The 25,865-nt window shown below is 64.8% G+C and carries 19 protein-coding genes; 17 read left to right on the top strand and 2 right to left on the bottom strand.

What is annotated here, in order from left to right; all coding sequences use genetic code 11:
* Window positions 1-9: 9 nt before the first annotated feature.
* The 12 genes from OHQ90_RS32835 to OHQ90_RS32780 all read left to right on the top strand — a co-directional run bounded on the left by OHQ90_RS32835 (window position 10) and on the right by OHQ90_RS32780 (window position 16,651).
* Complete coding sequence (locus OHQ90_RS32835; RefSeq protein WP_328404160.1) at window positions 10-1,458, top strand: PPE family protein; 1,449 nt, start codon at window positions 10-12, stop codon at window positions 1,456-1,458.
* A gap of 42 nt (window positions 1,459-1,500) precedes the next feature.
* Window positions 1,501-1,902: a hypothetical protein gene (locus OHQ90_RS32830; protein ID WP_328404158.1), complete on the top strand. Its 402-nt coding sequence runs from the start codon at window positions 1,501-1,503 to the stop codon at window positions 1,900-1,902.
* Between the two features lie 38 nt (window positions 1,903-1,940).
* Complete coding sequence (locus tag OHQ90_RS32825) at window positions 1,941-2,246, top strand: hypothetical protein (RefSeq protein ID WP_328404156.1); 306 nt, start codon at window positions 1,941-1,943, stop codon at window positions 2,244-2,246.
* 83 nt (window positions 2,247-2,329) lie between these two features.
* Window positions 2,330-3,163 carry an ESX secretion-associated protein EspG gene (locus OHQ90_RS32820; RefSeq protein ID WP_328404153.1) on the top strand — a complete coding sequence of 278 codons (834 nt, stop codon included), beginning with the start codon at window positions 2,330-2,332 and terminating at the stop codon, window positions 3,161-3,163.
* 410 nt (window positions 3,164-3,573) lie between these two features.
* Window positions 3,574-4,761: a MinD/ParA family ATP-binding protein gene (locus OHQ90_RS32815; protein WP_328404151.1), complete on the top strand. Its 1,188-nt coding sequence runs from the start codon at window positions 3,574-3,576 to the stop codon at window positions 4,759-4,761.
* Window positions 4,758-6,284 (top strand): type VII secretion integral membrane protein EccD, encoded by a 1,527-nt coding sequence (eccD, locus tag OHQ90_RS32810; protein ID WP_328404149.1) that lies wholly within the window; start codon window positions 4,758-4,760, stop codon window positions 6,282-6,284. The genes OHQ90_RS32815 and eccD overlap by 4 nt, the downstream gene beginning before the upstream one ends.
* Window positions 6,284-7,636, top strand: a complete 1,353-nt coding sequence (gene mycP / locus OHQ90_RS32805; RefSeq protein WP_328404147.1) for a type VII secretion-associated serine protease mycosin — start codon at window positions 6,284-6,286, stop codon at window positions 7,634-7,636. Before eccD ends, mycP begins: the two co-directional genes overlap by 1 nt.
* Window positions 7,633-9,345 (top strand): type VII secretion protein EccE, encoded by a 1,713-nt coding sequence (eccE, locus tag OHQ90_RS32800; RefSeq protein WP_328404145.1) that lies wholly within the window; start codon window positions 7,633-7,635, stop codon window positions 9,343-9,345. The genes mycP and eccE overlap by 4 nt, the downstream gene beginning before the upstream one ends.
* A 12-nt stretch (window positions 9,346-9,357) precedes the next feature.
* Window positions 9,358-9,711, top strand: coding sequence for a helix-turn-helix domain-containing protein (locus OHQ90_RS32795; protein WP_328404143.1), 354 nt, complete (start codon window positions 9,358-9,360; stop codon window positions 9,709-9,711).
* Window positions 9,712-9,788: 77 nt separating this feature from the next.
* Window positions 9,789-10,853 carry a discoidin domain-containing protein gene (locus tag OHQ90_RS32790; protein ID WP_328404141.1) on the top strand — a complete coding sequence of 355 codons (1,065 nt, stop codon included), beginning with the start codon at window positions 9,789-9,791 and terminating at the stop codon, window positions 10,851-10,853.
* A 5-nt stretch (window positions 10,854-10,858) separates the two neighbouring features.
* Entirely contained in the window at window positions 10,859-11,548 is a 690-nt protein-coding gene (locus OHQ90_RS32785; protein ID WP_328404139.1) for a hypothetical protein, read from the top strand.
* Between the two features lie 171 nt (window positions 11,549-11,719).
* Window positions 11,720-16,651 carry an NAD-glutamate dehydrogenase gene (locus OHQ90_RS32780; protein ID WP_328404137.1) on the top strand — a complete coding sequence of 1,644 codons (4,932 nt, stop codon included), beginning with the start codon at window positions 11,720-11,722 and terminating at the stop codon, window positions 16,649-16,651.
* A gap of 37 nt (window positions 16,652-16,688) precedes the next feature.
* On the opposite strand, the gene OHQ90_RS32775 is transcribed toward OHQ90_RS32780, so the two are convergent.
* The gene (locus tag OHQ90_RS32775; RefSeq protein WP_328404135.1) at window positions 16,689-17,774 is read right to left on the bottom strand and encodes an SPFH domain-containing protein; all 1,086 of its coding nucleotides are present in this window, start codon (window positions 17,772-17,774) and stop codon (window positions 16,689-16,691) included.
* Window positions 17,775-17,984: 210 nt separating this feature from the next.
* Here OHQ90_RS32775 and OHQ90_RS32770 point away from each other — a divergent pair, with 210 nt between their 5' ends.
* Window positions 17,985-19,523, top strand: coding sequence for an amino acid permease (locus OHQ90_RS32770; RefSeq protein WP_328404133.1), 1,539 nt, complete (start codon window positions 17,985-17,987; stop codon window positions 19,521-19,523).
* Window positions 19,524-19,781: 258 nt separating this feature from the next.
* Window positions 19,782-22,097 (top strand): serine/threonine-protein kinase, encoded by a 2,316-nt coding sequence (locus OHQ90_RS32765; RefSeq protein ID WP_328404130.1) that lies wholly within the window; start codon window positions 19,782-19,784, stop codon window positions 22,095-22,097.
* On the opposite strand, the gene OHQ90_RS32760 is transcribed toward OHQ90_RS32765, so the two are convergent.
* Window positions 22,094-22,462 carry a DUF1707 SHOCT-like domain-containing protein gene (locus tag OHQ90_RS32760; protein ID WP_328404128.1) on the bottom strand — a complete coding sequence of 123 codons (369 nt, stop codon included), beginning with the start codon at window positions 22,460-22,462 and terminating at the stop codon, window positions 22,094-22,096. The genes OHQ90_RS32765 and OHQ90_RS32760 overlap by 4 nt on opposite strands.
* A gap of 168 nt (window positions 22,463-22,630) precedes the next feature.
* Between OHQ90_RS32760 and OHQ90_RS32755 the strand changes: the two genes are divergently transcribed.
* The 3 genes from OHQ90_RS32755 (at window position 22,631) to OHQ90_RS32745 (ending at window position 25,857) form a co-directional block, all read left to right on the top strand.
* Window positions 22,631-23,377, top strand: a complete 747-nt coding sequence (locus OHQ90_RS32755; protein WP_328404126.1) for a MerR family transcriptional regulator — start codon at window positions 22,631-22,633, stop codon at window positions 23,375-23,377.
* A gap of 364 nt (window positions 23,378-23,741) precedes the next feature.
* Window positions 23,742-24,332, top strand: coding sequence for a dihydrofolate reductase family protein (locus tag OHQ90_RS32750; RefSeq protein WP_328404124.1), 591 nt, complete (start codon window positions 23,742-23,744; stop codon window positions 24,330-24,332).
* 58 nt (window positions 24,333-24,390) lie between these two features.
* Entirely contained in the window at window positions 24,391-25,857 is a 1,467-nt protein-coding gene (locus tag OHQ90_RS32745; RefSeq protein WP_328404122.1) for a helix-turn-helix transcriptional regulator, read from the top strand.
* Window positions 25,858-25,865 lie beyond the last annotated feature (8 nt).

Raw genomic sequence — 25,865 nt, 5'->3', positions numbered from 1 at the left:
GAGCTGATCATGACTTCACCAGGCGATGCGCTGATAGAGGCTGGTCTTAGGGCAGCACTGGCCGCAATGGACCACGCTCTGCGTGCGCTTGCCATGTTGCCGGCCACCGCCATCTTCGCCGCACAGCCGCTCGAGATCCTCTCGTTCAGACTCACTTGCGGACTTGGCACCGCGCCGATGCTCAACACCGCCAACGGTTATAAAGCACTGTCGGCGGGGTTGACCGCGGCGGCGGACAGTTCGGAAGGATCGACGAAGGCGTTGTCGGTTGCCTGGGAGGGTCCGTCGTCGGACCGAGCTCAGGCGGCTTACCGTCACCATGCGGTATGGCTTCGTGACCAGGCCAAGGTCGCCGATACGATGGCGGTCTTGGCGACCAGGGCTGCCGGAGCGTACGCGACCGCGTTCGCGGCCATGCCGCCGTTGGATATGGTTAGGGCTCTTGATGGACTCAGGGTTGGGTTGGCTGCCGCCAATACCGTGGGCCAGACCTCGGGCCTGATGCTCGCTGCGGAGTTGGCGTACGATCTTTTGTGGGCCCAAGCCATCGTGACGATGGCTACCTATGCGGGTACAGCGATCGAGCTGGCTGCGGAGATTCCATCACCGACAGTCCCACCGACCATTGTTCCTGTGGGCGAGAACTTCCAACTGCCACCTCTTCTCCGGGATCATACTCCGGGGCACAAGTACGTGCCCCTCGATAGGGGTCCGGGCAATACCGGAGACGGTAGTGGGAACGGCAACGGCGATCACGGAAATGGAAACAACGGCAACGGCAACGGCAATGGCGACAACGGCGGCGGTGGAGACGGGAATGGTGACGGTGATCCGGGCACCGACCCCGGAAAACCGACGCCGGAACAGCCGGCGCAGCAATTGCCGGAACCCGAACAAGCGGCCTCCGACCTGAACAACGGAATGTCGAATATGGCCGATAGATTGGGCGGTTCGTCGGGTGAGGGCTTGTCGCCGGAGGATCTCGGTTTCTATGGCGCTTCGCCGTACTCGTCCACCCTGGCGGGCTTGAACGGTGGTTCGGGCAGTATGGTCGCGCTCGGAATGATGCGTGGCGGAATAGGTTCCATGCCGGGCGCGTCGACCGGATTCCGAATGCCGGCCAACTGGTCGCTAGGACCTGGTACAGCATACGGTGCCACCCCGATCAGCGGTGGCACTGGTCCCGCGTCGCGGGGTACAGCGCCTCGGCGTGTGGTCGCGCCCAAGGCGAATATGCGCCGCCGCCGTAAGGACGAGGACCGTCGAAAGTCGAAGGTTTTCGTACCCGGTGAGCCTCAGGACGTTCCGGTTCTCGAGCAAGCCCCCGTCATCGGCGTCATCGAATACGACGACGCCGATCACCAAGACGACCCTATCGCCGCAGAGGCGGTTCTGGTCGGTGTTATCGAGCAGGCCGAAGACGATTCGGCACAAGTGCTCGTCGATCGTCCCCGGTGATAGTGCACCGCGGCGAATTCCATAGATGGAAAGGAACCACAAATGACGGAATCAGCCTCCGGTATCGACTATTCGAACTTCGATCCGTTGAAAATGAAGACGATGTCGGATCAGGGAGAGGACTGCAATACTAACCTCAAGGCTCAGCTGAACAGGATGAACGAATCGCAGGATGAGCTCTACGTTGCGGTCAAGGGCCAAACCGGCAATGCTATTTACAAAGCATTCACCACTGCCTACGAATCAGGTACCGCTCTCCACCAGTCACTCCAGGGCATCATGCAGGAACTCCGTGGGCAGGGTGTCGAAATTGACGCTGCAGATCAGGACACGGCGGCAGAGTATGCAAGGTTGGGGATTTCTGGTGGTCCCTCGGACTTGGTCTCCAGCGGAACCGCTGCGACGGCGGCGCATAAGCTCCACCTCGACAACTGGGGCAACTAGAACTCAGCGTTCGATATTGCGAGAAAGGCTATACGACAATGGCAATTGAATTTCACTGGGCGCGGATCAGTGGTGAGACCGATAAAATGACAAAACTCACCAAGGAGATGGAAGAAAACACCGCGAATCTGAAGAAATTCGGAGACCAGCTCTTGGAGGAGTACAGAGGTTCGGGTGCGACAGGATTCGAAGCGCTCACAAGTGATTTCAACCAAAAGATCGCAACGTACCAGCAGAACGTCATCGACTTGAACGCCAAGGTACAAGCAAATGCCGCCTCTGGTGGCACCATGCAGAATCTGGATGTCAAGCAGGGAAACAGGTTCCGGAACATGAGTGCCTGACGGCGACGTGGCGCCCATTGGTCGCCGCCTCCAAATCCTGGAGCGGTGGGTTTCTCCTGTACCATTCGATACTTGGTGAAGGTGTGGATACGGATCCGGTCGCGATCGACCTCAACGTCGATGCCGCATTATTGTTGCAAGACATGGTTGGCATCGATTCCTATCCACAGGTGTTGGTGATCAAGCCGAACATCTACCAGGTCGCGGATCGGGATCGGGTGCGCGCCGTCGTCGCGAAGGAGCTCACGGAAGTGGGCATCATCGACGGCGATCGCGTGCACCCGACGGTCGAGCATTGGTTGCAGTGCCTGTACCGACCGGATATGGAATTGGTCGCACGGATTCTGGACACCGGTTTGGGTGACGAGACGACGAGGGGCATGCTTCGTTTCTCGTTGGTGCGTTGCGGGGAAACTCATGTGCTCGCTGTGCGTAGCGACGACAACATCGTCATCCAGTCGGTGTTCCAGGAAGGTCGGGATCTCGAGGGCGTGAGCGCCGCACTTCAGGCGGCACTCGGCGACAACCAGACGCTGAGCTTTCAGCCGCTTACCGCGACAAACGCCGATTTCGAGGAAGTGCCCACCGATGAGGATGAGCGCCGTAGAGCGCTGCTGGACCTCGGTGCCAATCCGCACACCGCGACGGTGATCGTCCGAGCTCTCGAAGAGGTGCAGCGGCGTGCCGAGATCGTGATGTACGAACACCGGGATGGTGGTTCTGTGCACACGGAGGTGTGTGTGAGTGTGCTCGACACACTCTCGGGGCGACTTATCGTCACGCCGAGTAAGGCGATGGACGGCCAGCTGTGGTCGACGTACGCTCCGGGCGACGATGCGGCGGTGCACGCGGGTGTCGGCGCCCTGATAGAACTGTTGCCCAGCCGAAGTTGGTTCGATACCAGTCGAATTGATTGAACGTCGCACTGTGGGTTGTCGAGAGGACGACGGAAATGAACCGAGCACCGAGTACCAACGGTCACTCGACCGAGTCCGCCCGGGCTCGGGGTGGCTACGATGCCTTCTTCGCGCCGACCGGTGAACCTTCGAACACGTCCGTAGCGCCCGCGCCCGCAACGAGTGCAAACCCCGATGCGGGGATGTATCACGGTACAGGTGGCCCTGCGGCTGGAGCTCCCAGAGAGCCCGCGGCAGCCAATGATCGTGCCGTGGTGCAGGGTTCGAGCGCCCAGCCGTCCGGGACGAGCGCTGCACAAGCGCCGCCGCAACATGCACCTGCGCAGACTCAGGCCGCGCCTCGACCGCAACCCATACCGCAACCCATACCGCAAGCCCAGGCCAGCCAGCCTCAGGTCGCTCGTGCCGAGGTGCCGCAAGCTCGGAATCAGCAGGCCGAGGCGATCGCCTCGCCGCCGGAGTACTCGGCCGCCCCACCGCCGTCGCAAGCGATCGTGCGCTCGGAAGCGTTGCCGACCAATACTTTTCCCACCCCGAGCGAGAGCGAGGTGTGGCAGCAGGCGGCCCCCGCGGCATCGTGGGTCCCCGATCGCATCGACCACTCGGTGTACGAGCCGTCGGCTCGGATCGAGGTGTTGCCCGCCGCGCTGAGCTCGATCGACCTGCTGGGCGATATCGCTGCCGCGCGGCGCGCACAATTGCGGGCCAGCAGCGGCGTGCGTGGTGCGCTGAACAAAGTCGGATTCAATCTCGGTCTTTCTCCCGCCGAGCAGCGCGCGGAGGATCGTCGTTCGCGTATCAGACGTCAGCTGACCACCACTTATCAGATTGCCGTCGTGAGCGTGAAGGGCGGAGTCGGCAGGACGACGATTTCCGCGGCGCTCGGCTCGACCTTCGCGAGCGTGCGGCCCGACCGTGTGGTCGCCATCGACGCGAACCCCGATTTCGGCGATCTCGCCACCAGAACGAGCCGCCATCCCTACGGATTGACCTTGCGTGACCTCGCGCAGGCGGCGAATCTCGATGCGTTTTCAGCGGTGCAGTCGTTCACCTCGATCAATAACGACGATCTCGCGGTCATCGCATCGCCGTGGACCACCGAGGCCACCGAAGCCCTGTCGGGGCGCGAATACGCGACCGCGGTAGAGGTTTTGCGCAAGCACTACAACTTGCTGCTCGTCGACTGCGGAACAGGTGTGCTCGATTCCGCGACCGCGACCGTTCTACAGACCAGTGACGCCGTCGTTGTGGTGACCCCGGCGACCGTCGGCGGGGTCACCGGTGCGGTGGCCACACTCAACTGGTTGGGTTCGCACGGGCTGCAACACTTGATCGCGCGATCTATCGTTTCGATCGTGCACCATCAGCCTGCGAAACCGACTGTCGACGTCGCCGCGATCGAGAAACTGTTCGCTACCGCGCAGCGGCCGACCTGCGTCATGCCCTACGACGAGCATCTGGCCGAGGGCGGGGAAATCGACCTGCGACTGCTGGAGCGGGACACGGCCCTGGCTTTCGAGGAACTTGCTGCCTGGCTCTCGGATAGCTTCCCCGGCTACATCACCGGTGATTCCGGTGAGCGTGGAGGGCGTCGATGAGCACTGCTGTCGCACCAGCGCCCGCAGCAGGGGCGCAGCCGACCGCTGAGGTCGCGCGCGCCAGGATCGCGGTCATGGTCTCCACCTATCAGGTCGACGTGGTCGTGCCGACTAAGTTCACGATCGAAACGTTCATCGATGATCTGCTCGGCGTGCTCGCCGCGGCCATCGATGACGAGAATCTCGATTTCACTCCGCCACAAGGTTTATGGAGTCTGGCAAGGCCGGGGGAGCCGCCGATTCCGCGGTGGCGCAGCCTCGGTGATCATGAGATCAGCGATGGTGCTGTCTTGATGTTGTCGGCGGTCGAATCGGCCGAGCAGTTCACTCCGGTCGTCGAAGACATCACCGATGCTCTGGCGCTGATCAACCAGCGCGAGTTCGCCGAGTTCGATGCCGAGACGGCCGCTATCGTCGGCCTGGCAGTACTGGCCGTCGGATCCTCCGCTGTCGCGACAATGTTGTCGTTGTCATGGACCCGAACGGGTTCGGTGTGGTGGTGCGCACTGCCTGCCCTCATGCTCGGTGTAATCGGCTGGGTCGGGGCGATGGCTGCGCGCAGGCGCAACGCCGCGCCGGCGATTACGCTTGGACTTTCGTTGTCGGCGATGCCGCTGCTGTTCGCGGGCACCGCCATGCTGGTGCCCGCGGCCTATGGCCAGCCTGGTCCGTTCGCGGCGGCCAATGTCGCCGCCGGAGCGGTGATGGTCGCGGTCGCGGCCGCCACGATGATGCGGCTCACCGGAATGGGTATCGCGACTCTGATGGCGGTCACGGTCATCGGCATCTGCGTGACCGCCGCGACCCTGCCACTGACGTACCTCGATCTCGCGATCCGCCAAATTGCGGCCGGTACGGTTTTCGTCACGCTCATACTTCTCACCGCGGCTCCGCGAATCGCCGTGGTAATAGCGAGAATTCGGCCGCCTGACCTGCCCGACCCCGGAAATGAAGTCGCGCCTGCGACACTCACCGATCTCTTTGACGCCGAAACCGCTCGCGACGGCGACGAGTATGCCGAGAGCAGCGAACAGCAGCGCCGCGACGCCGAGGTCGGCATCGAGGGTCGTGCACGCCTGGCAGTGACGAGCTTGCGCGGTTTGATCTCGGCGGTTTCGGCCCTCTTGGCGATCGGCACCGTCATCGCCGCCGCAGCAAGCCCGGGAGGTATTCGGGAGATTGTTATGGGCACCGCCGTAGCCGGTGTGCTCGCTATGCGGGCGCGGTGGTACCCCGACCGCATCCAGGCGATCGCGTTGATCTCCGCGGCTGCTGTCACCGTCGCCGGTGTCGGTTTCGTATTGATCGGCGCTTATGAGACACCGGGCTCCCGGCTGGTCGTTGGTTCGGTGGTCACACTGGCCGCGTGTGCCGGCTGTATCGCGGCGCTCAAGTTGCCCGGCAAGCGGCTGTCGCCGGTGACCCGCAGGGTCATCGACCTGATCGAGTACCTGCTCATCCTCGTTATCCCTGTCATCGCGTTCTGGATCATGGGTGTGTACACCGCGATGCGAGCGATCTGATGAAATTCGGCAAGGCCGCTGCCGTCGTACTGGCCGCAGCTGTGCTCGGCGTTACCGCAGCGCCGGTAGCGGCACTCGCACCGCCCCAGGTGATAGTCGGGGCGATACCGACCGATGATCCGCCTGCCCCCGAGATCCCAATGAAGCAGAACGAAGGATGCCAAACGACCGGAGTGCTACGCGATAGCGATCTGACGCGCACGCCGCCCGCGGAACTGGCGTTGGAGCTGCCGAAGGCCAGGGCACTGAGCCGGGGTGCGGGCGTCACCGTTGCGGTCATCGACACCGGCGTCACCCCGCACGCGCGTCTGCCGTATCTGGTCGGTGGCGGCGACTACCTCGATCCGCCGGCCAACGGCCTATCGGACTGCGACGCTCATGGGACCTTGGTCGCCGGAATCATCGGTGCCCAACCCGATGTCGCCGACGGATTCACAGGTGTCGCACCCGACGCGCGTATTCTCTCCATCCGCTACTCGTCCGAGGCGTTCACCACCGACAAGGTGAGTCAAGAGCCCTACGATGCCATGGCAGGCAAGATCCGTACGCTCGCGCGGGCCATCGTGCATGCGGCGAATCAGGGCGCGGGTGTGATCACGGTATCGATTCCGATCTGCATCCCGGTGGGGAAGCAACCCGACCAAACGGCGCTGGCGACCGCCATCGGATATGCCGTCCACATCCGCGGATCATTGATCGTCGCGGGTGCGGGGGGCACGACAACCGGATGTGGCGAAAATCCGGATATGGACTGGACTCGCCCCCAGGATCTGCGCAACTGGAAGTACGTGCAGACGATCTCCACACCGGGCTGGTACGCGCCCGACGTACTCACCGTCGGCTACACCACCGCGACAGGCGCGCCAATGACTGATTCGCTGCGAGGGCCGTGGGTTTCGGTCGGCGCACCCGGTACCGGCATCGAGTCGCTCGGTCCAGGCTCCAGCGGGTTGATCAACGGCATCGGTGAGCCCAACAAGATAGTGCCGGTCGGCGGGTCTTCCTATGCTGCGGCATATGTCAGCGGCGTCGCAGCCATGCTGCGATCGCGGTACCCCAACGAGACCCCCGGTGAGATCAGTGCCCGCCTGCAAGCGAGCGCCCACGGACCGGCCCGCGGCATCGACAACTTGATCGGCGCCGGTGTCATCGACCCCATGGTCGCACTGAGTTACCGCACCGCGCCGAAGATCCCCGCCGGACTGTTCGTGTCACAAACACTGGCGATACCGGCCCCGCCGCGAGCCAAGGACACCAAGCCCGCCATCGCGGCCACGGTCGTCATCTTCGTGGCGGTGCTGCTCGGTGCCGGCGGGATCTACGCGAGTTCGGTGATCCGGAGGCGGCGGTGAGCTTTCCGAGTATTCGGGCCGCCGGTGTAGAACGAGGTCCATTCGCGGCGATCGTGATCGTCGGCAGTCCCTTTCTTGTCACGCTCTATGCCCGCACACCGTTGTGGGTCGGCGCTGTGGTCATCAGCGTCCTGCTGGTGACGGTGACGGTACGTATCAACGGCCGCACCGCGGTGCGGTGGCTGCTCGACTGGGCGCAGTATCGGACCAAACGCACCACAAGGGCGCGCGAACGCGCGCAGCAAGCGAACATTCGGGACGTCCAGGTCGCGGCCGGACTGTGCGGGATCCACGAGTCGGGTACGACGCTGGTCGCGATGATTCAGATCGCCCCGAATCTCGATCTGCCGACGGTCATTTCGGAACGCAGCCTCTATACCGAGGACACGATGGCGGTAGGCGCGCTGCTGCCGATGCTCGATCAGTACGGCATCGCCGTCGACATCGACATCGTGACGACCGGACAGCGCGTCCGCTCCAGTGGTAGTTACAGCATGCTGTACGACCAGCTGATCGGCACCCATCCGGTGGTCGGCGACAGGTTGACCTGGTTGGTGATCCGGCTGGACCAGGAACGCAATCTCGGCGCGCTCGCGCGCCGCGGTCCGTGTGCGGTGACAGGTCCGAAAGCGCTGGCAACCGCGGCACACCGGATCGCGGGTCGGCTGCGCGAACGCGGCGTCGAAGCCCAAGTGCTGCCCGCGGCGGCGGTTCGCGACGCGACGCGACTATTGCACGGAGGGGTCGAGCTCTCGGACCTTCGTGAGACCTGGAGCAACCTGGAATCGTCGGCGCCGGGCCGCTGCGTGACGAGCTTCCTGATCGACTGGACCCGCCTCGACGGTGTCGGGCTGGACGATTGCTGGACGTGGAACCGCGGCCGCACGACGCTGGTCATCAGTTTGACCGATGCCGGGTCGGGTCCGCGTGCGCTGGTTCGGTTCATCGGTCCTGCGGTCACCACCGAGCCACCCGATTACCTGCGGTTGCTTGCCGGTAGCCAGTCGGTTGCGCTGATGGCCTCGCTGCCGACGGCGACATCGATACGCACGATCCGCGGCGACGAGTCGGGGTCCGATATTGCGCCAGCGGAACTCGCCGACGACCTGGTCGTCGCCATCGGTCCCAACGGCCAGATTCTCGGATCCCTCAGCGGGCAACCGCGCAACACTCTCGCGCTTCCACTGTTCGACCCGGCTCGCTACAACCCGCGTCGCCGCACCATCGACGTACACGCCTTGCTGCCGGTCGCGCAGCAGATCGTCTTGCGTGCCATGGTGGTTGGCGCGGATGTGGAAATCCACTCGTCGCGACCGCAGAGCTGGCAACAATTGGTGTCCGCGGCCGGGGATTCCGGCTCGTTGCGCCTGGTCGCGCAGCAGGGTCCAGGGGGACCGGCCGCGGATCACGATGCCGACTCGTCGGCGACGATCGCCGTCTTCGATCACCTGCCCACACGGGCGTCGAACGCGCCGACGACGGTCACCATCTCCGACCCGGGCGGCCCGCGTCGGCGAGTGGTGGACCTGACGATCAGTCAGGTCAGCGCGACCGCCGTAGACGTCAGTATCCCGATGCGCACTGTGCGGGTGGATTTGATCGAGCCGAGAGGCGAAACACGCTATTTCGATTCCGACGACGGCCAAACGGCCACAGGTTCTGGCGCTGCGGTTTCGCCGCAGCAACCCGGCGGCCGTCGCGTTAGCTGACAGGGGTCGGTAATGTCTATCACCGTGGTAGTGGATTCTCCTTCCGATGGCGGCGACCTGTCTCATCAGGACGGTGGCGATGCACTCTCTCCAAGACAGGCCGCAGCATCAATCTTTTCGAGTCGATTGTCCGGTCTGATCGCGGAATCCGTGGTATCGACCGAGGATGGATCGACGCGCTCGCTGACGCTGTATTCGCTCGCGCAGCACCTCGAATTGGCCTACCCGGATGTGCCGGTCTCGCAATCGGGTCTTTACCGGCTCATCCATGGTGACGCGATTCCGCGGCTGGACCTGGTTATCGCGTTGGCCCGGGTTTTCGACGTGCCTCCCGAGTATTTCGTGACCGAGGACAAGAAGCGCTAATTCTGTTCGACCAACTGTTCTCCCTAGTGGGAATGGCGTCGAGCTGAGCGGGCATGGGGCCGGATACGATCCGGTCCATGCCCGACCAGGATCCGGGAGATATTTTTCTCCGTCATCGAGGTGCGGTTCTGGCTACCTTGCTCGCACATCCGGAGTTGGGGTACTCCGAGATCGATCTCGGCGCTATGCCCGGCTTCGACGGGCCGGATTCGAGCCGATCCGAGTCGAACGGACCGGATTTCGGTGCGCCCGAGTTCGCATCGGAATTGTCGGCGCCGGTCCAACGGCCGCGCTCCGCCGACGGCCCGAAGGCCAGCGAACGAATCCTGGCGTTGCTGAACGGTCAGTCCGCGGATGCCATGTCGTCGATGGACTACGCGCCCGACTACTCCGAGCCGAGCGCGGCGACATCGAGCGGTCCAGTGGAGTCCGCCGACCCGCCGAAATCATCGTCCGGCGAGCGCTCGAGTTCGTCCCCCTCTGGCCGGTTCGGACCGGTTGAGGGGTACGCCCGCGGGGCTCTTGCCGAGCTGCGTAAGCCGAAGGTGGCCTTGGCAGTCGGCGCTGTCGTCGCCGTGCTGCTCGTGCTGCTGCTGGTCACCACCGGTGGGAATGATTCACCCGAGGACCGCGTCCTTGTCATCACCCCGCCCCCGACGTCCGCCGCGCCGTCCACGACGGGACCCCCGACTCCTGCGGCGGGCGCGACCATTCAGGTGAAGTCCGCGCAGTCGAAGTGCCCACCCGGCAGCACATCGGCGATGGATGCCTTCGCCGGACAAGCGGGCAAAGCGTGGTCGTGCGTGCGTGCGTTCAAGGTCGACGGTCAGGTCCTGACCATCGAGCTCGGCAAGACTTATCAGATCGACTCGATCGGCATCGTCCCCGGCTGGGATTACGTCGGTCCGGACGGTACGGATCAGTGGGCCAAATATCGTACTGCCAGCCGGGTTTCGTACCTGTTCGACGATGGCAAGGCAACCACATACACCCAACCGACACTGGATCAGCGCACCTTGGTGGTCACGAAGATCGACCCACCGGTGAGCGCCTCCAAGATCGTGTTGACGGTGCTGGAATCGAAGGGTGAACCCGCCATCAATACCACCGCGATCTCCTCGGTCGTGGTCACCGGACATTGACCGCCATGTCCGAGCTGATCTGCCAGTACTGTTCGCACCGCAATATCGGCGGTGCGCTCGCCCGCTGTACCCACTGTGGAGCCCCGTTGCGCGCGGCTGCGCACAAGGTGGCCGCTGCCGTCGAATCCACTGCTCACGTGGTGGAGAAGACCGCTGATAAGGCGGTGGAGACAGCGGAGACAGCGGCCAAGGTCGTCGCGGGGTATCCACGCTGGCAGTGGCGAGCTCTCGGGATACTCATCGCGGTCTTTGTCGGAGTCGGCGTCGTGGTGGCCCGCTCGTGTTCGTTCTCGTTGCCTTCGATGCCGTTGGCGCCACCACCGCAGGCCGGCGCCGGCGCGTTGCCGGAGTCGATGCGTTCCGGCTCGTCGTGTGAGCATTTCGATGTCGCACAGCAGGTCGACAAGTGCGTGATCGTGGCCGGTAGTCCCTTGCTGGCGGGCGGAATTGCCGGTAGCAAAGAGCTGGCCTTTTACGCACAGTCGTCCTCGCCGCAACAGTTGAACGACATCATTCGCCGATGGCGGACAGCGGGAGGGACCGTCGTGGCGGACGGTCAGGTATTCGCCGCGATCGGCCCCTCGGCAACCGTGTGGTACGCCGACACTCGATCAGGCCTGAGCATCGAAACCGGGACGTTCACCGGTAAGGCGGCCGCTCAGACCTTCCTGACGCGGGCCGGCCTAACCCGTTGACGGTGCACTACCCCGGCTCGGCATTCCGGTCCTGATCCGGATAAATCTGCAGTACACGCGACGAACATCCTTGTCGCATCGTTGAATGTACCGCTATACAACGGTACGTTATTCAGGTAACGTATGGAAACCGTACGTTACGAGGTCAGTTCTCGGGAAGGCAGCGGTTCGATGGTGGCAACCACGCAGCAGACGATAACTTCGGGGCGGTTCCGCAACGATCCGACCGATCTGGAGGCAGCCTACTTCCGCTGGATCCAACCGGGGGCATCGGCGTCGGCGATCACCGATCGGGCCGAGCGGATCTTCCGGCAGCATCTGGAGCTGGCGGCGGTCCGAACTCCCGGATCGGCGACGACCAAGGTGTACCGCCCCGACGACAGCAGTGAGCTCGGTGCCGCGGTCCAAATCGTCAATGACGATATGCCGCTGCTGGTCGATTCGGTCACCGCCGCATTGCGTCGGCTCGGTGCCACGGTCACCGAAGTCATCCATCCGGTCTTCGATGTGACCCGCGATGCCGAGGGCAAGCTGCTGACCATCGTGGCTCGCGACGGCGAGGCGGACCCGGGGCCCGCGGCCGTCGCGGAATCGTGGATCCATGTGCAGTTCGGTCACGGCCTCACCGACGAACAGGTCAACCGGATCGAGCAGGCGCTCGAGCCGCTGCTGAACGATCTGCGTCGCGTCGCGGACGATACGCCGACCATCGTTGGGGCGATGAACACGGTGGCCGACGGGCTCGAGAATGCCGCGCAATGGGCGGGCGATCCCGAAATCCCGGAGGCCGCAGATCTTTTGCGTTGGATGGCCGACGGCCACTTCACCGCGCTCGGCTACGGCTACTACCGATTCCGCCGTTCCGCCCCGCGCCCCGACGCGCCCATGGAGCCGTGGCAGATTCCCGGAACCGGCCTCGGCGTGCTGCACAACGGATCGGTCGCCGACGTCAGCGCCCCTGTGCTGGGTGCGAAGCGGCCGGTGCTGCGCCTTGCCAACGGCTCGGTGGATTCCCTGCTGCCCGGTTCGCGCGACCTCTACTACATCAGCGTCGCCGACTACGGCACCGGTGACGCGACCAGCGCCGGACCCGCTGGAGCCACCGTCGCCATGGTGAAGGGCGAGCACGTCTTCGTCGGCACGTTCACCGTGACGGGCCTGCACGAGAACATCCTCGACATCCCCGTCATCTCGCGGCGCGTGCTCCAGGTCATCGAGTGGTCCGGCTTCGCGCTGAACTCCTTCTCCGGCCAGGCAATGCTCGAGATGATGCAATCCTTCCCCCGGGTCGAGCTGTTCTCCACCGACGCGCGCAGGCTGTTCGAAACGGTCTCCGGCGTCATGAATCTCGGCGTGCGGCGGCAGGTCCGGCTGTTCCTGCGCCGCGACAACCGCAGCGGCACGGTCTACTGCCTGGTCTACATGCCGCGCGATCGCTACTCGACCGAGGTTCGGGTGCAAATGGGTGAGCTGCTGCGGGCGGAGTTCGACGCCGAGCAGCTGGCCTACTCGGCCCGCGCCACCGAATCGGAACTGGCCGTCGTGTACTTCACGGTGCATCGCAAGCCCGACGCGGAACCGGCCGACATCTCCGATACCAATCGCGAGCGCGTGCAGGAGCTGTTGTTCGCGACGACCCGGACTTGGGCCGATCGCTTGGTGGCGGAGGCTGCCGGGGTGGCAGACATATCACCCACTGTCGCACAGGATTACGCGTCCGCGTTCCCGGCGAGCTACCAGCAGGAATACCAGCCTGCCCGCGCGCTCGCGGATGTGCGGCGGCTCGAGCGGCTGAGCGACGGCGACATCGACACCAATCTCTACCGGAATCCCGAATCGCCGTCGGGGGAGTGGCGTTTCACGCTCTACGTCGCGGGCGAGGGCGTGTCCCTGAGCCGGGTGCTTCCGGTCGTGCACAGTCTCGGCGTGGAAGTCGTCGACGAGCAGCCCTACCGCATCACCCTGTGGGACGGCGCGCAGCGCTGGATCTACGACTTCGGGCTGCGGGTGCCCGCCGCGCTGCTGCGCGGTTCGCTCGACGCCGACATCGAGGCTGATCTCGCCGCCACCGCCGATATCGAGTCACTGCCGGAAACCAGTGTGCGCAAGCGCTTTCCGGAAGCCGTCGCCGCCATGTGGTTCGGCAAGGCCGAAGTCGACGGACTCAACGAGCTGGTGCTGCGCGCCGGGCTGCACTGGCGTCAGATCGCGATGCTGCGGGCCTACGCGAAGTACCTGCAGCAGGCCGGTTTCGCCTACACCCTCGGCAACATCACGCGGGTGCTGCTGACCCATCCGGCCACCGCGCGCTCCTGCACCGAATTGTTCGGCGCCTACTTCGATCCCGAGGGCACCGGGCCAGAGGCCGAGGTCCTCGCCGAGGGTATTGCGGAACGGGTGCAGGCCGAGATCGACGCGGTCGTCAGCCTGGACACCGACCGGATTCTGCGCGCTGTGCTGGGGCTGATCAAGGCGACGCTGCGCACCAACTACTACCGGCGTGATGGCGCGGGCAATCCGCTGGAGTATCTGTCCTTCAAGCTGAATCCCCACGTCATCGCCGAATTGCCCAAGCCGAGGCCACAATTCGAGATCTTCGTGTACTCGCCACGGGTCGAGGGCGTGCACTTGCGCTTCGGCGCGGTGGCGCGCGGTGGGTTGCGCTGGTCGGACCGTCTGGAAGATTTCCGCACCGAGATCCTCGGTCTGGTGAAGGCGCAGGCGGTGAAGAACGCCGTCATTGTCCCGGTCGGCGCCAAGGGCGGTTTCGTGGTCAAGCAGCCGCCTACTGCCACCGGGGATCCCGGCGTGGATCGGCAGGCAATGCTCACCGAGGGCGTGTCCTGCTATCGCACCTTCATCTCCGGCCTGCTCGACGTCACCGACAATGTCGAGCACACCACCGGCGCTGTGCTGCCGCCCGCCCGGGTGGTGCGTCGCGACGGCGACGACACCTATCTGGTGGTCGCCGCGGACAAGGGCACCGCGACGTTCTCCGACATCGCCAATGGTGTTGCCCAGCAATACGGTTTCTGGCTGGGCGACGCCTTCGCCTCCGGTGGCTCGGCGGGTTACGACCACAAGGCGATGGGCATCACCGCCAAGGGCGCGTGGGAGAGCGTGAAGCGCCACTTCGCCGAGCTGAACGTCGATACCCAGACCCAGGAGTTCACCGTCGTCGGCGTCGGCGATATGAGCGGCGACGTGTTCGGCAACGGCATGCTGCTCTCCAAGCACATCCGCCTGGTCGCGGCGTTCGACCACCGGCACATCTTCCTGGACCCGAATCCCGATGCGGCCCGGTCGTTCCTGGAGCGGCAACGCATGTTCGCGCTGCCACGTTCCTCGTGGGCCGACTACGACGGGTCGCTGATCAGTAAGGGCGGCGGCGTCTACGACCGGTCGGCAAAGGCGGTGCCGGTGTCCCCGGAGGTGCGCGCGGCGCTCGGCCTCGGGCCCGAAGTGACCAAGCTGTCGCCGCCGGAGATCATCAAGGCCATTCTGCTCGCACCGGTCGATCTGCTGTGGAACGGCGGTATCGGCACCTACATCAAGGCGTCCTCCGAGGCCGATGCCGAGGTGGGTGACAAGTCCAACGACGCGGTCCGCGTCAACGCGAATGCGCTGCGGGTCAAGGTGATCGGAGAGGGCGGTAACCTCGGCGCGACCGCACTCGGCCGCATCGAGTACAGCCGCGGCGGCGGCAGGATGAACACCGACGCGATGGACAACTCGGCGGGTGTGGACTGCTCCGACCACGAGGTCAACATCAAGGTGCTGCTGGACGCGGTCGTCTCCAGCGGTGAGCTCGCCGTCGCCGAGCGCAATCCGCTGCTCGCCTCCATGACCGACGAGGTCTCCGAACTGGTTCTGCGCGACAATATCTCGCAGAACTTCCGCATGGGCATGTCGCGCGCCGACGCGGTGGCCATGTCGGGTGTGCACCGGCGGTTGCTCGCCGATCTCGAAGCGCGCCGCGGTCTGGATCGCAGGCTCGAAGCGCTGCCGACCGATGTGGAATTGGAGCAACGCGCTGCGGAGGGTCGCGGGCTGACCTCGCCCGAATTGGCGAATCTCATGGCGCACGTGAAGCTTTCGCTGAAGGCCGATCTGCTCGCAGGCGACCTGCCCGACAGTCCGGCGTTCGCCTCGGTGCTGCCGAACTATTTCCCGTCACCGCTGCGCGAGCGGTTCGCCGCCGCCATCCGCCGCCATCCGCTGCGTCGGGAGATCGTGGCGACCGTGGTGATCAACGATGTGGTCGACTACGGCGGCATCACCTACGCCTTCCGCCTCGCCGAGGAGGCGGGTGCGACAACCGATGATGCGGTGCGCGCCTTCACCGCTGCGGTCGAGATCTTCGATCTGCACGCGCTGTGGCAGCGGATCCGGACCACTCCGATGGCCACCGCAGTGCGCAACGAGCTCGAGCTCGAGACCAAGCGCACCCTGGACCGGGCCTCCCGGTGGCTGCTGGCCAACCGGCCGCAGCCGATCGCGATCGGCGCCGATATCGCCCGCTACTGTGACGGTGTCCGCGCCCTCACCAGTAAGGCGCCTGCCTGGCTGACCGGTTACCTCGCCGACGATCTGATCGCGCGCTCGCACGGCACGGTCGAACGCGGCGCACCGCAGGACCTGGCGGAGGAGGCGTTCGGGCTCATCCACCTGTTCCCGCTGCTCGATGTGATCGACATCGCCGACATCACCGAGCGTGACCCGGTGGAGGTTGGGGTGCTGCACGCCGCGCTCAACGAGCACTTCGAGATCGAACGGCTGCTGACCGCCGTCGGCAACCTCGAACGCGGCGACCGGTGGCGCACACTGGCTCGGCTCGCAGTCCGCGACGATCTGTACGATTCGCTGCGGTCACTGACGCTGGATGTCTTGAGCGCCACCGAACCGGATGAGAGTGCCGCGGAGAAGATCGCCTACTGGGAATCCACCAACCGGTCTCGCCTGGCAAGGGCCAGTGCGTCGCTCGGGCAGATCTTCGACGTCGGCAGCTACGACCTTGCGACGCTGTCGGTGGCGGCGCGGCAAGTGCGCAGCATGGTGAGCGGTGGCGAGACCACCGCGGTCGCGCCGACCGTCATCGGCTGATTCGACCGCGGGTGTCCGGAGGTTCGACGCGAAAGCGTCAGCCTCCGGACACTTGCGTTCCGCAGCTGCCGCAGAACTTTGCCGCGGGCGCGGTTTCCGCGCCGCAGTTGGCGCAATGCCGCGGTGCGGGCGGCGCCAAAGGTTTGCCGCAGTTCGTGCAGAAGTGAGCACCCACCGGATTGGTGGTGTGGCAGTGGGCGCACACCGGCTGCGCGTCGGCGGCAGGCAACTCGGCGGGGGATGGCGGCCGCTGCCATGGACTCGAGTGACCGCCCGTCTGCTGCTGGATGGCGCCTAAACCCAGTGCGGCGCCGAGGAATCCGCCGTCCATGCCGTGACCGCCGTGTCCACCGTGCGCGAATCCTTGGCTCGCACCGAGTGCGAGTTCACCTGCGGCATAACGCTGGAAGTCGCCGGCCAGCTGAATGTACTTGACGTCTTTGGCGAGTCGCTTGATGCGTTCGGCGTCTTCCGGATCGAGAGAGATGTCGAAATTGCCCATCCTCGGAATCCGCAGACCGTACTCGTAGAGCGCGATATTGGTCTGCTTCATCACGGCGGACTCGATCGGCTGCAGCTGCGCCGACAACCCGAGCACCTGCCAGTTGCCTGCTGAAATGCCCTGGGTGACAGCAACCTTCATGGACTTGAGCAGCAGGTCGCCACTCCAGCTCTGCACTCTGGTCGGATCCGTGAGATCGGCGGTGCCGGTCAGCGCGGTGAGCATTTCGCGGGGATCACGCACCGAAAGCGCGAACTCGCCGAAGGCGCGCAGGGTCACCACCTGCTCGCTGACCGGGTCGAAGATGTCGGCCAGCCGTCCACCGAACTTGATGCCGGAGGCCTCCCGGGTGGACACGAAATACAGCTCGGCGCGATAGAAGTTTCCGCCGGTGGCCCTATCGATGAGAGAGCCGAGTACCGGCAGCTCATCCGCGTCGACGCGGTGGCGGCCGGGCCCCATGGCGGTGACGACCTGTCCGGACTTGACGAACAGAGCCATCTCATCCGCGTTGACGATCACCCGGCTGTAGCGGCGGATGTTGAGATCCGGCCACTTGTAGACCAATTGGTTCTTGCGGTCCTCGGGGACCGCAATGAACTCCCTTTCGAACCACGCCATGTCCGCTCCTAGCCGATTTTCCTACAGAGCGTACCGATATATAGCGGCTCGCTCAATCATGCCGATGGCGATTTTCCCTGCTTAACGGCCATGACCCCTGAATGTTCCTGATTGCCATCGTGTTACATCGGGTGCCCGCTATTGAACGTGCCGCTACTTAACGGTACATTGATCGCAGATATGATCGCCGTCACTTGAAAGGCCGTCACCATGACCACAGTTCGACCTCCCTCGGAGCAGGCCGCACCGGCCGACTCGCTCCACGACGAGGACGCGGGGTATCACAAGTCTCTTCGCCCACGTCAGCTGCAGATGATTGCGATCGGTGGCGCCATCGGCACCGGTCTGTTCCTCGGCGCGGGAGGCAGGCTGGCCCACGCAGGGCCCGGGCTGTTTCTGGTGTACGCCGTCTGTGGCGTGTTCGTGTTCTTCATCCTGCGCGCGCTCGGTGAGTTGGTGCTGCATCGCCCCTCCTCGGGGTCGTTCGTCTCCTACGCCCGTGAGTTCTATGGTGAGAAGCTGGCTTTCGCCGTCGGGTGGATGTACTTCTTCCACTGGTGTATGACCGGGATCGTAGACATCACGGCCATCGCCACGTATGTCCACTTCTGGGGAGCTTTCGAGGCGATTCCGCAGTGGCTGATCGCACTGGTCGCGCTGGCGTTGGTGGTCAGCATCAATATGGTGTCGGTCAAGTGGTTCGGTGAGCTGGAGTTCTGGGCGGCGATGATCAAGGTCGTCGCACTGGTGACCTTCCTGATCGTCGGCACCATCTTCCTCGGCGGCCGGTTCAAGATTCAGGATCAGCCCACCGGCTTCAGCGTGATCTCCGAGAACGGTGGACTGTTCCCGAGTGGCATCCTGCCGCTGGTTCTCGTCACCACGGGTGTCGTATTCGCCTACGCCGCGGTCGAATTGGTCGGCACGGCGGCCGGTGAGGCGGAGAACCCGGAGAAGATCATGCCGCGGGCGATCAACTCCGTCATCGCACGCATCGCGCTGTTCTACGTCGGTTCGCTGGTGCTGCTCGGGCTGCTGCTGCCCTACACCGCTTTCAAGTCCGGTGAGAGCCCGTTTGTCACCTTCTTCTCGCGGATCGGTGTCGACGGCGCGGGTTCGGTCATGAATATGGTCGTGCTGACCGCGGCGTTCTCGAGCTTGAACGCCGGTTTGTATTCGACCGGCCGGATCCTGCGGTCGATGTCGATGAACGGTAGTGCGCCTGCCATCGCCTCGCGGATGTCCAGTGGCGGTGTGCCCTATGTCGGCATCCTGGCGACCGGTGCGATCGCACTGTTCGGTGTCGGTCTCAACGCGGTGGTGCCCGAGAAGGCGTTCGAGATCGTGTTGAACATGTCGGCGCTCGGAACGATCGTGGCATGGACGGCGATCATCGTCTGCCAGCTCAAGCTGTACCGCTGGGCGAACGAGGGCAAGCTGGAGCGGCCCAAGTTCCGACTGATGGGTGCGCCCTACACCAGCTACGCGACGCTGGTGTTCCTCGTGACGGTGGTCGTGCTGATGGCCTTCAGTGACGACGAGTTGCAGCGTGGCGCGGTGATCGCCATGGCCGTCATCGTGGTGCCCGCGATGGTCGGCGGCTGGTTCCTCGCCCGGAAGCAGGTATTGCGCATCGCAGCGATCCGGGAGGGTTACACCGGTCAGTTCCCGGTGCTCGCGGAGCGGCCTGCCACCCGTTCGGCCAACGACGCAGTGGTAGTTCTCGAAAAGCCAGACGACGAAGAGTGAGTCAGTATCCGCCCCGGGCGACACGCCCGGGGCGGACTTATTCCCAATGCTGAGAGCAATGCTTGCACGCGTCGACAGGTGGCGGACCAGAATGAAACCCCGTTTACACGGTGGGTTTGAGAGGTTCGCATGCCGGAGCACCCTAACGCCTCCGACCGTCCGATACCGCACCCATGGGCGAATCGGCGTATGCGTGGCACTGAAGTGCCACGGCGGATGCCGCACCCATGGGCATCTCGGCGACCCTCCAAAACCGAGGTGCCTGCACGTTTGCCGCACCCCTGGTCGAAGCCTTCGAACCGCCCGGTGCCCGGCGCGACCTCGAATGCCACTGCCCCCGCCACCGTTTCGGCAGGGTCGACTTCGCTCCGCACGACCGGTGCCGAGCGCACAACCGATTCCGAGCGCGCCTTGCTGGCCGCGCTCGACGAGCCCGCTTCGGGCCGCAGCGCCCGATCACGGCCGAGCGTCCGACGGCTCGGCGACGGGCTGGTCGCGATGCCGCAGGTGAGCCCGCTCGATCCACGGACCTCGGTGCTCGAGCGTCCGGAAGTGCCCGAGCACAAAAGGTTCTGCTGGAAGTGTCAACAGCCGGTCGGCCGATCCACCGAGGCCGGACCGGGCGCCGTGGTGGGCGAATGCGACCGCTGCGGATCGCCCTTCAACTTCCGACCGGCGCTGCAGCCGGGGGAGATGGTGGCGGGCCAGTACGAAGTGCAGGGCAGCCTCGCACACGGTGGACTCGGCTGGATCTACCTCGCCATCGACCGCAATGTTAGCGATCGATGGGTGGTGCTGAAGGGCCTGCAGAACCCGCTCGACTTCGAGGCGCATGTCGTCGCCCTTGCCGAACGTCAATTCCTGTCCGAGGTGGCCTATCCCGGCATCGTCAAGATCCACAACTTCGTCAAGCACCGGTCGACGCGTGACGTCGCCGACGGCTACATCGTCATGGAATACGTCGGTGGCCGATCACTGAAGAAAATGCTCGATCTGCGTGCCCCGGAACGCATTTCGGTGCCGGATGCCATCGCCTTCATGATGGAGATCCTGCCCGCGCTCGACTATCTGCACTCGTTCGGGCTGGCCTACAACGACCTCAAACCCGACAACATCATGGTCAGCGAGGACGAGGTCAAACTGATCGACCTCGGCGCGGTCGCCGCGATGGAGTCCTACGGGAGCATCTACGGAACTCCCGGATACCAAGCGCCCGAGATCACCGACACCGGCCCCACCGTCGCCTCCGACATCTACACCGTCGGGCGAACGCTGGCCGCGCTGATCCTCGAACTGCCCAAGGACAAAGAAGGTCATTACCTGCCCGGCCTGCCGGCCCCGGAGGATCAGCCGCTGCTGCGCCGAAACCCGGCTCTGTACCGGGTGTTGCAACGCGCCACCGACCTGGATCCGCAGCGTCGTTTTCCTTCTGCCTATTCGATGTACAGTCAGCTCGCCGGCGTGCTGCGGATGGTGCTCGCGGCGGAGACCGGCCTCGAACATCCGCAGGCCTCGATCGAATTCGGCTCCATGCGTGGCGATTTCGGCATCGAAACGCTCATCGGCCAGACCGACGGCATGACCGACGGCAGGCACCGACTGCCTGCCCTCGATGCGCCGAGTGTCGTTGCCGCGCTGCCTGTTCCGCTGATGGACAACGAGGACCCGAGCGCCGAGCTACTGTCCACGCTGTTGCACGGCGATCCGAGACAGGCGCTGGACGCGCTGCGCCGTGCGGCCGACCGCATCGTGTCCGGGACGATCCCGGAACCGGAGTCGTTCGAGCTCGAGGGCACACTGACCGCGATCCGCGCCCACCTCGACCTCGGCGATGTGCGGCTGGCCGGCGATCGGCTCGCCGACCTGCGCCCGCGCTACGCCGCCGACTGGCGCCTCGACTGGTACACCGCGGCCGCCGCGCTGCTGGATGGCCAGCATGCGCGCGCCTTCGAGTACTTCGACCTTGTGCACAGCATGCTGCCCGGTGAGCTCGCACCCGCCCTCGCCCTTGCCGCCACCGCGGAACTCGCACTGCAACACCTGGATACACCCGCCGAGGCCAAGCGCTGGCACCGGCTCGCGTCGGACTATTACGCGACGGTCTGGAAGACCAACCACGGAATGGTCAGTGCGGCATTCGGCCTGGCTCGCAGGCTTGCGGCCGACGGCGCGCTGCTCGAAGCCGTTGCGGTCCTCGATCAGGTACCGGAGGCCTCGCGCTATCACAGTGTCGCGCGCATGACCGGTTGTCTGCTGCTGGTGTCGCGGCCGGTCGCCGACATCACCGAGGCCGACCTCACCGAGGCGGCAACCCGCCTGGACGCGGCGCCGGATGAGCCTCGGGCCCTGCAGTTACAGGTGATCGTCGTGGGGGCGGCACTGGAGTGGCTACGTGCAGGCGGGCAACCGGCCGGGCCTCATTCGATAATTCTCGGCTTCCCGGTTACCGAGCTGGGACTGCAGGGCGGACTGGAAACGAGCCTGCGAGCATTGGCGCGTATCGCACCACACCGCCTGCATCGGTACCGGCTCGTCGACCTGGCCAACCACGTCCGGCCGCAGACCCGCTTCTAAGGCCGCAACGCGCCTGTTCGGACGGCGAGCGCTAGCGCCGCGGGCGCACCGAACGTCACGAGCAGCGGCCACCAGGTGCCGGTGACGAGGGCGGCGGCCAGGGCGAGGACGGCGATCGCCGCGACGGTCACGACGAGCGTGCGCATCGGGTTCGGCTCCGGGAGCGGCGCGGCGGACGGCAGGTTACCGGGGAGGTCGGCGAACAGTTCGGCGAGCTGAGTTTTGGTGGTGGCCGCAGTCACCGCTGCGCTGCGTTCGTCGAACTCGGCAAGGTCCAGCCTGCCCGAGCCGAGATGGTGTGACAGTTCCAAGAGCGCGCGTTCACGGTCCTCGACACTGACCCTAGAGCCCGCAGAGTCGTCCATTCCGGAAGGATATGCGCAGGTGGAAATGTTGCACAGGCGTCGTTTTCCATGGACGGGAAGACTGTGACCGAATTAGCGTTTGCTGATTCGTCGCTGGCGGCTATGTAAGCGGCCACAACGGCCCGTGTGGCGGCCGTCGATGCGGACTCGGTGTGGTTTCCTTGAACCATGGCTGCCGCTGTTGAATACACGATCGACGAGCTGGCGCGCGAGGCCGGCACGACCGTGCGGAGTCTGCGGGTCTACCACGAGCGTGGTGTCCTGCCCCCGCCCCAGGTCAAAGGGCGAACCGGGTTCTATGGACCAGAGCATCTCAATCGTGTCCGGACGATCAGCCGGCTGCTGGATCGCGGGATCAAACTCAACGGCATCAGGGAATTGCTCGACGCCTGGGACCGTGGTGACGACCTGGGTGACATCCTCGGCGTCATCGAACCCGACACGGCGAAGGCGGAGGTTGCCGAGGAGCTTCCGGAGTCGGGTGAAACCATCGCCGCGACGGAGCTCGCCGCGCGCTACCACGAGGTGCCCAACGGACTCGCCCGCGTGGTCACAGTGGGCCTCTATGAGCCTGTGGACGCCGAAAACTACCGGTTGGCCGACCGCAGACTGGTTCGGATCGTCGAGAAGCTCAGCGCGGCGGGTGTTCCCGCCGCCGAGGTGCTGGACGAACTCGAGAAGCTGCGGGCCGATACCGACCGTATCGCCCGACGTTTCGTCGACCTGTTCCGTCGCACGACCTTTGCGAAGTTCCAGCAGTCCGAAAAGGATTCGGCCGACGTGGCCGAGCTCGCTGAACGCCTTGCCGCGACCAAGAGCATGTCCGGCGAGGCGACGGCGGAGCTCGTGACTCTGTTCGTAGCACGGCATCTCGACCAGGACGCCGAAATCTCTGACGCGCTGTCGCGGGCCTGACCGGTCGAAAATGCCCCTTCGATGTCCACTATTCCCACGGCTGAAGATACTGACACGTAACGTGCCGTTAAACAGCGGTATGTTTGCTGGCAGGCAGCGACGGCATCGGAGCCGTCCGCGGAGCGAGAATCGCTGGGCCGGAATGCTATTCGGCTACGCGAAACCCCCCGAACCCTCATTGCCCTCGAGGTTCTGTGCCACGCCCTGATGGGCCGACCGAGCAGGTCGGCGGCCATCCAGCGCGCCAGGTCGTGTGATCACTCACGACCTACTTAGGTATGTCGTGAGTTAATCTACCGATGCGCGCTGCCCTCATTCCCCACCACAATCTGACTTCGGCACGAGGGCAGCAGATGGGTTGGGTATGGGAAGCGTGACACTGTGGATGCAGATGTCGCTCGACGGCTTTGCGGAGGGGCCGGATCAGGAGATCCACTGGCCGATGGTGGACGAGGAGTTGTGCGAATCGTTTCTCGATGAGCTTCGCGCGGCCGATCTGTTCATCTACGGACGCAAGACGTACGAGATCATGGCATCGTTCTGGCCGACGGCCGACGGAGATCCGGCGATATCCGAGTTCTATGTCGACTTCGCGCGCTGCTGGAAACAGACGCCGAAGCTCGTCATCTCGCGCAGCCTGCGCAGCGCGGGCTGGAACACGCGAGTCGTGCGCGACGGCATGGTCGACGAGATCTGCGCACTGCGAGACCAGCAGGACTGCAACATGGTTCTGTTCGGCGGTGCCGAGACGGCTTCGGCCTTCATGCGGCACGAACTGATCGATGAGTACCGGCTGTTCGTCCACCCGCTCGTCCTGGGTGGCGGTGTGCCACTGTTCCCGGCGCCTACTGCGATGGCGGATCTGCAGCTGGTCGATGTGATGACCTTCGACAGTGCCGTCGTGCAGATGCACTACCAGCAGCCTGCTCATCCAGCGATATGTCGGTCGGCGTAGCACCCCGGTAACCTGAAATTTCCAGCGCGTTCGCGTTGATTCGGCTAACTTTCGTCCTATGTCCCTGGTACAGGCACCCACCAGCGAATTCGTCGGCCGCCAAGTGGAATTGGACCGACTAGGTGGCTTGCTGGCCGGGGGGGCACGGCTGATCACGCTGGTAGGACCTGGTGGCATCGGTAAGACGCGGTTGGTGGGCGAGTTCGTGCGCCGCGTGCACCGCGCCAAGAGCCACCTGGTGTACTGGGCCGGCCTCGCCGAATTGGAAGGCGATTGCCGAGCCACGGCGCAGGATGTCGTGCAGTCGGCGGTATGCACCTTCGGCGGTGGCAGCAACTACTCCGCGGACCGAGCGGTCTTGGTGCTGGACAACTGTGAACATCTGCTCGGCGCGGTGGGTCCGCTGATCGCGGACCTGCTCGCCGCGGCGCCGGGGCTGACGATCCTGGCCACCAGCAGGGAACCGATCGGCTGGGTCGACGAGTACATCGTCACCGTGCCGCCGCTGTCGCCGGTGCAGTCACTCGAATTGTTCAGACAACGGGCCGAACTCGTCGGGTGGGTGACTCCGGATGATTCCCCACAGCTCGCCGTCGCCGCGCGGATCTGCCGCCGCGTCGATCACAATCCGCTGTTCATCCGGTTGGCCGCGGCGCGGCTGCGCCATCAGCCGCCCGCGATGGTGCTGCGCGAACTCAGCGGCGGTGCCGACGACAAGCGACTACGGTGGACGCACGGCGCGCGGGCGGGCACAGAAGCACGCCACCGCGGGGTGTACGACGTCCTCGCCTGGTCCTTCGCGCTGTGTGGCGTGCGGGAACAATTGCTGCTCGAGCGGCTATCGGTCTTCGCGGCGGGCCATGAGACCGATGACGGCGAATCGCCGCACCGGGGTATCGAACTCGATGCCGTGATCGCGGTGTGCGCGGACGATATCCTCCCCGCGGGCCAGATCGAGCATCTGCTCGAACGTCTGACGGAACGTTCACTGCTATCGGTGCACCTCACCCCCGCCGCGATGAGCTGGTATCTGGTGGAAAGCGTGCAAGTCTTCGCGCGTGACCGGCTACATCACCGCGATCGCGCGGCAGCGGAACTGCTGTCCGCGCGGCACCGCCGTTATTTCTGTGACAAGGTCGCCGCCGGGCATGTCGGGTGGCACAGTCCAGCGGATAAATCGTGGATCGACTCGGTCGGTCAGGAGATCCGAAGTGCCATTGAGGTTTCGCGGCCGCTGCCGGTGCCGCTGCCGGCGCGAACACCCTCGTTGTGGAGCGAGTTATCCCAGGCAGAACGCGATGTGGCGGTGTTCGCCGCGGCCGGCTGGCCCAACAGCGCGATCGCCGTCCGTCGCCACAGCTCGGTCCGGACCGTCGATGCCCAGGTTGCCACCATCAGGCAGAAGCTGATGATCGCCTCGCGCAACGAGATCGCTCGCTATATTCCCGAGGAACTCGCAGAGCGCGTTCGGCACGAATCCGAACGCAGGCCACGTCGCACCAGTAGAGTTGCTCGTTATCGATAGGCTACTGC

This window comes from Nocardia sp. NBC_00403, from assembly GCF_036046055.1.
Lineage (GTDB): Bacteria > Actinomycetota > Actinomycetes > Mycobacteriales > Mycobacteriaceae > Nocardia.
The sequence above is the reverse complement of the archived record's forward strand: the minus strand, read 5'-3'. Positions and strand labels throughout refer to the sequence as shown.

Coding starts and splice junctions, on each gene's coding strand:
- mycP (WP_328404147.1), top strand. CDS start 6,284: ATGAAATTCGGCAAGGCCGCTGCCGTCGTACTGGCCGCAGCTGTGCTC.
- OHQ90_RS32760 (WP_328404128.1), bottom strand. CDS start 22,462: ATGGACGACTCTGCGGGCTCTAGGGTCAGTGTCGAGGACCGTGAACGC.
- OHQ90_RS32755 (WP_328404126.1), top strand. CDS start 22,631: ATGGCTGCCGCTGTTGAATACACGATCGACGAGCTGGCGCGCGAGGCC.
- OHQ90_RS32795 (WP_328404143.1), top strand. CDS start 9,358: ATGTCTATCACCGTGGTAGTGGATTCTCCTTCCGATGGCGGCGACCTG.
- OHQ90_RS32835 (WP_328404160.1), top strand. CDS start 10: ATGACTTCACCAGGCGATGCGCTGATAGAGGCTGGTCTTAGGGCAGCA.
- OHQ90_RS32790 (WP_328404141.1), top strand. CDS start 9,789: ATGCCCGACCAGGATCCGGGAGATATTTTTCTCCGTCATCGAGGTGCG.
- OHQ90_RS32745 (WP_328404122.1), top strand. CDS start 24,391: ATGTCCCTGGTACAGGCACCCACCAGCGAATTCGTCGGCCGCCAAGTG.
- OHQ90_RS32775 (WP_328404135.1), bottom strand. CDS start 17,774: ATGGCGTGGTTCGAAAGGGAGTTCATTGCGGTCCCCGAGGACCGCAAG.
- eccD (WP_328404149.1), top strand. CDS start 4,758: ATGAGCACTGCTGTCGCACCAGCGCCCGCAGCAGGGGCGCAGCCGACC.
- OHQ90_RS32825 (WP_328404156.1), top strand. CDS start 1,941: ATGGCAATTGAATTTCACTGGGCGCGGATCAGTGGTGAGACCGATAAA.
- OHQ90_RS32770 (WP_328404133.1), top strand. CDS start 17,985: ATGACCACAGTTCGACCTCCCTCGGAGCAGGCCGCACCGGCCGACTCG.
- OHQ90_RS32750 (WP_328404124.1), top strand. CDS start 23,742: ATGGGAAGCGTGACACTGTGGATGCAGATGTCGCTCGACGGCTTTGCG.
- OHQ90_RS32780 (WP_328404137.1), top strand. CDS start 11,720: ATGGTGGCAACCACGCAGCAGACGATAACTTCGGGGCGGTTCCGCAAC.
- OHQ90_RS32830 (WP_328404158.1), top strand. CDS start 1,501: ATGACGGAATCAGCCTCCGGTATCGACTATTCGAACTTCGATCCGTTG.
- OHQ90_RS32785 (WP_328404139.1), top strand. CDS start 10,859: ATGTCCGAGCTGATCTGCCAGTACTGTTCGCACCGCAATATCGGCGGT.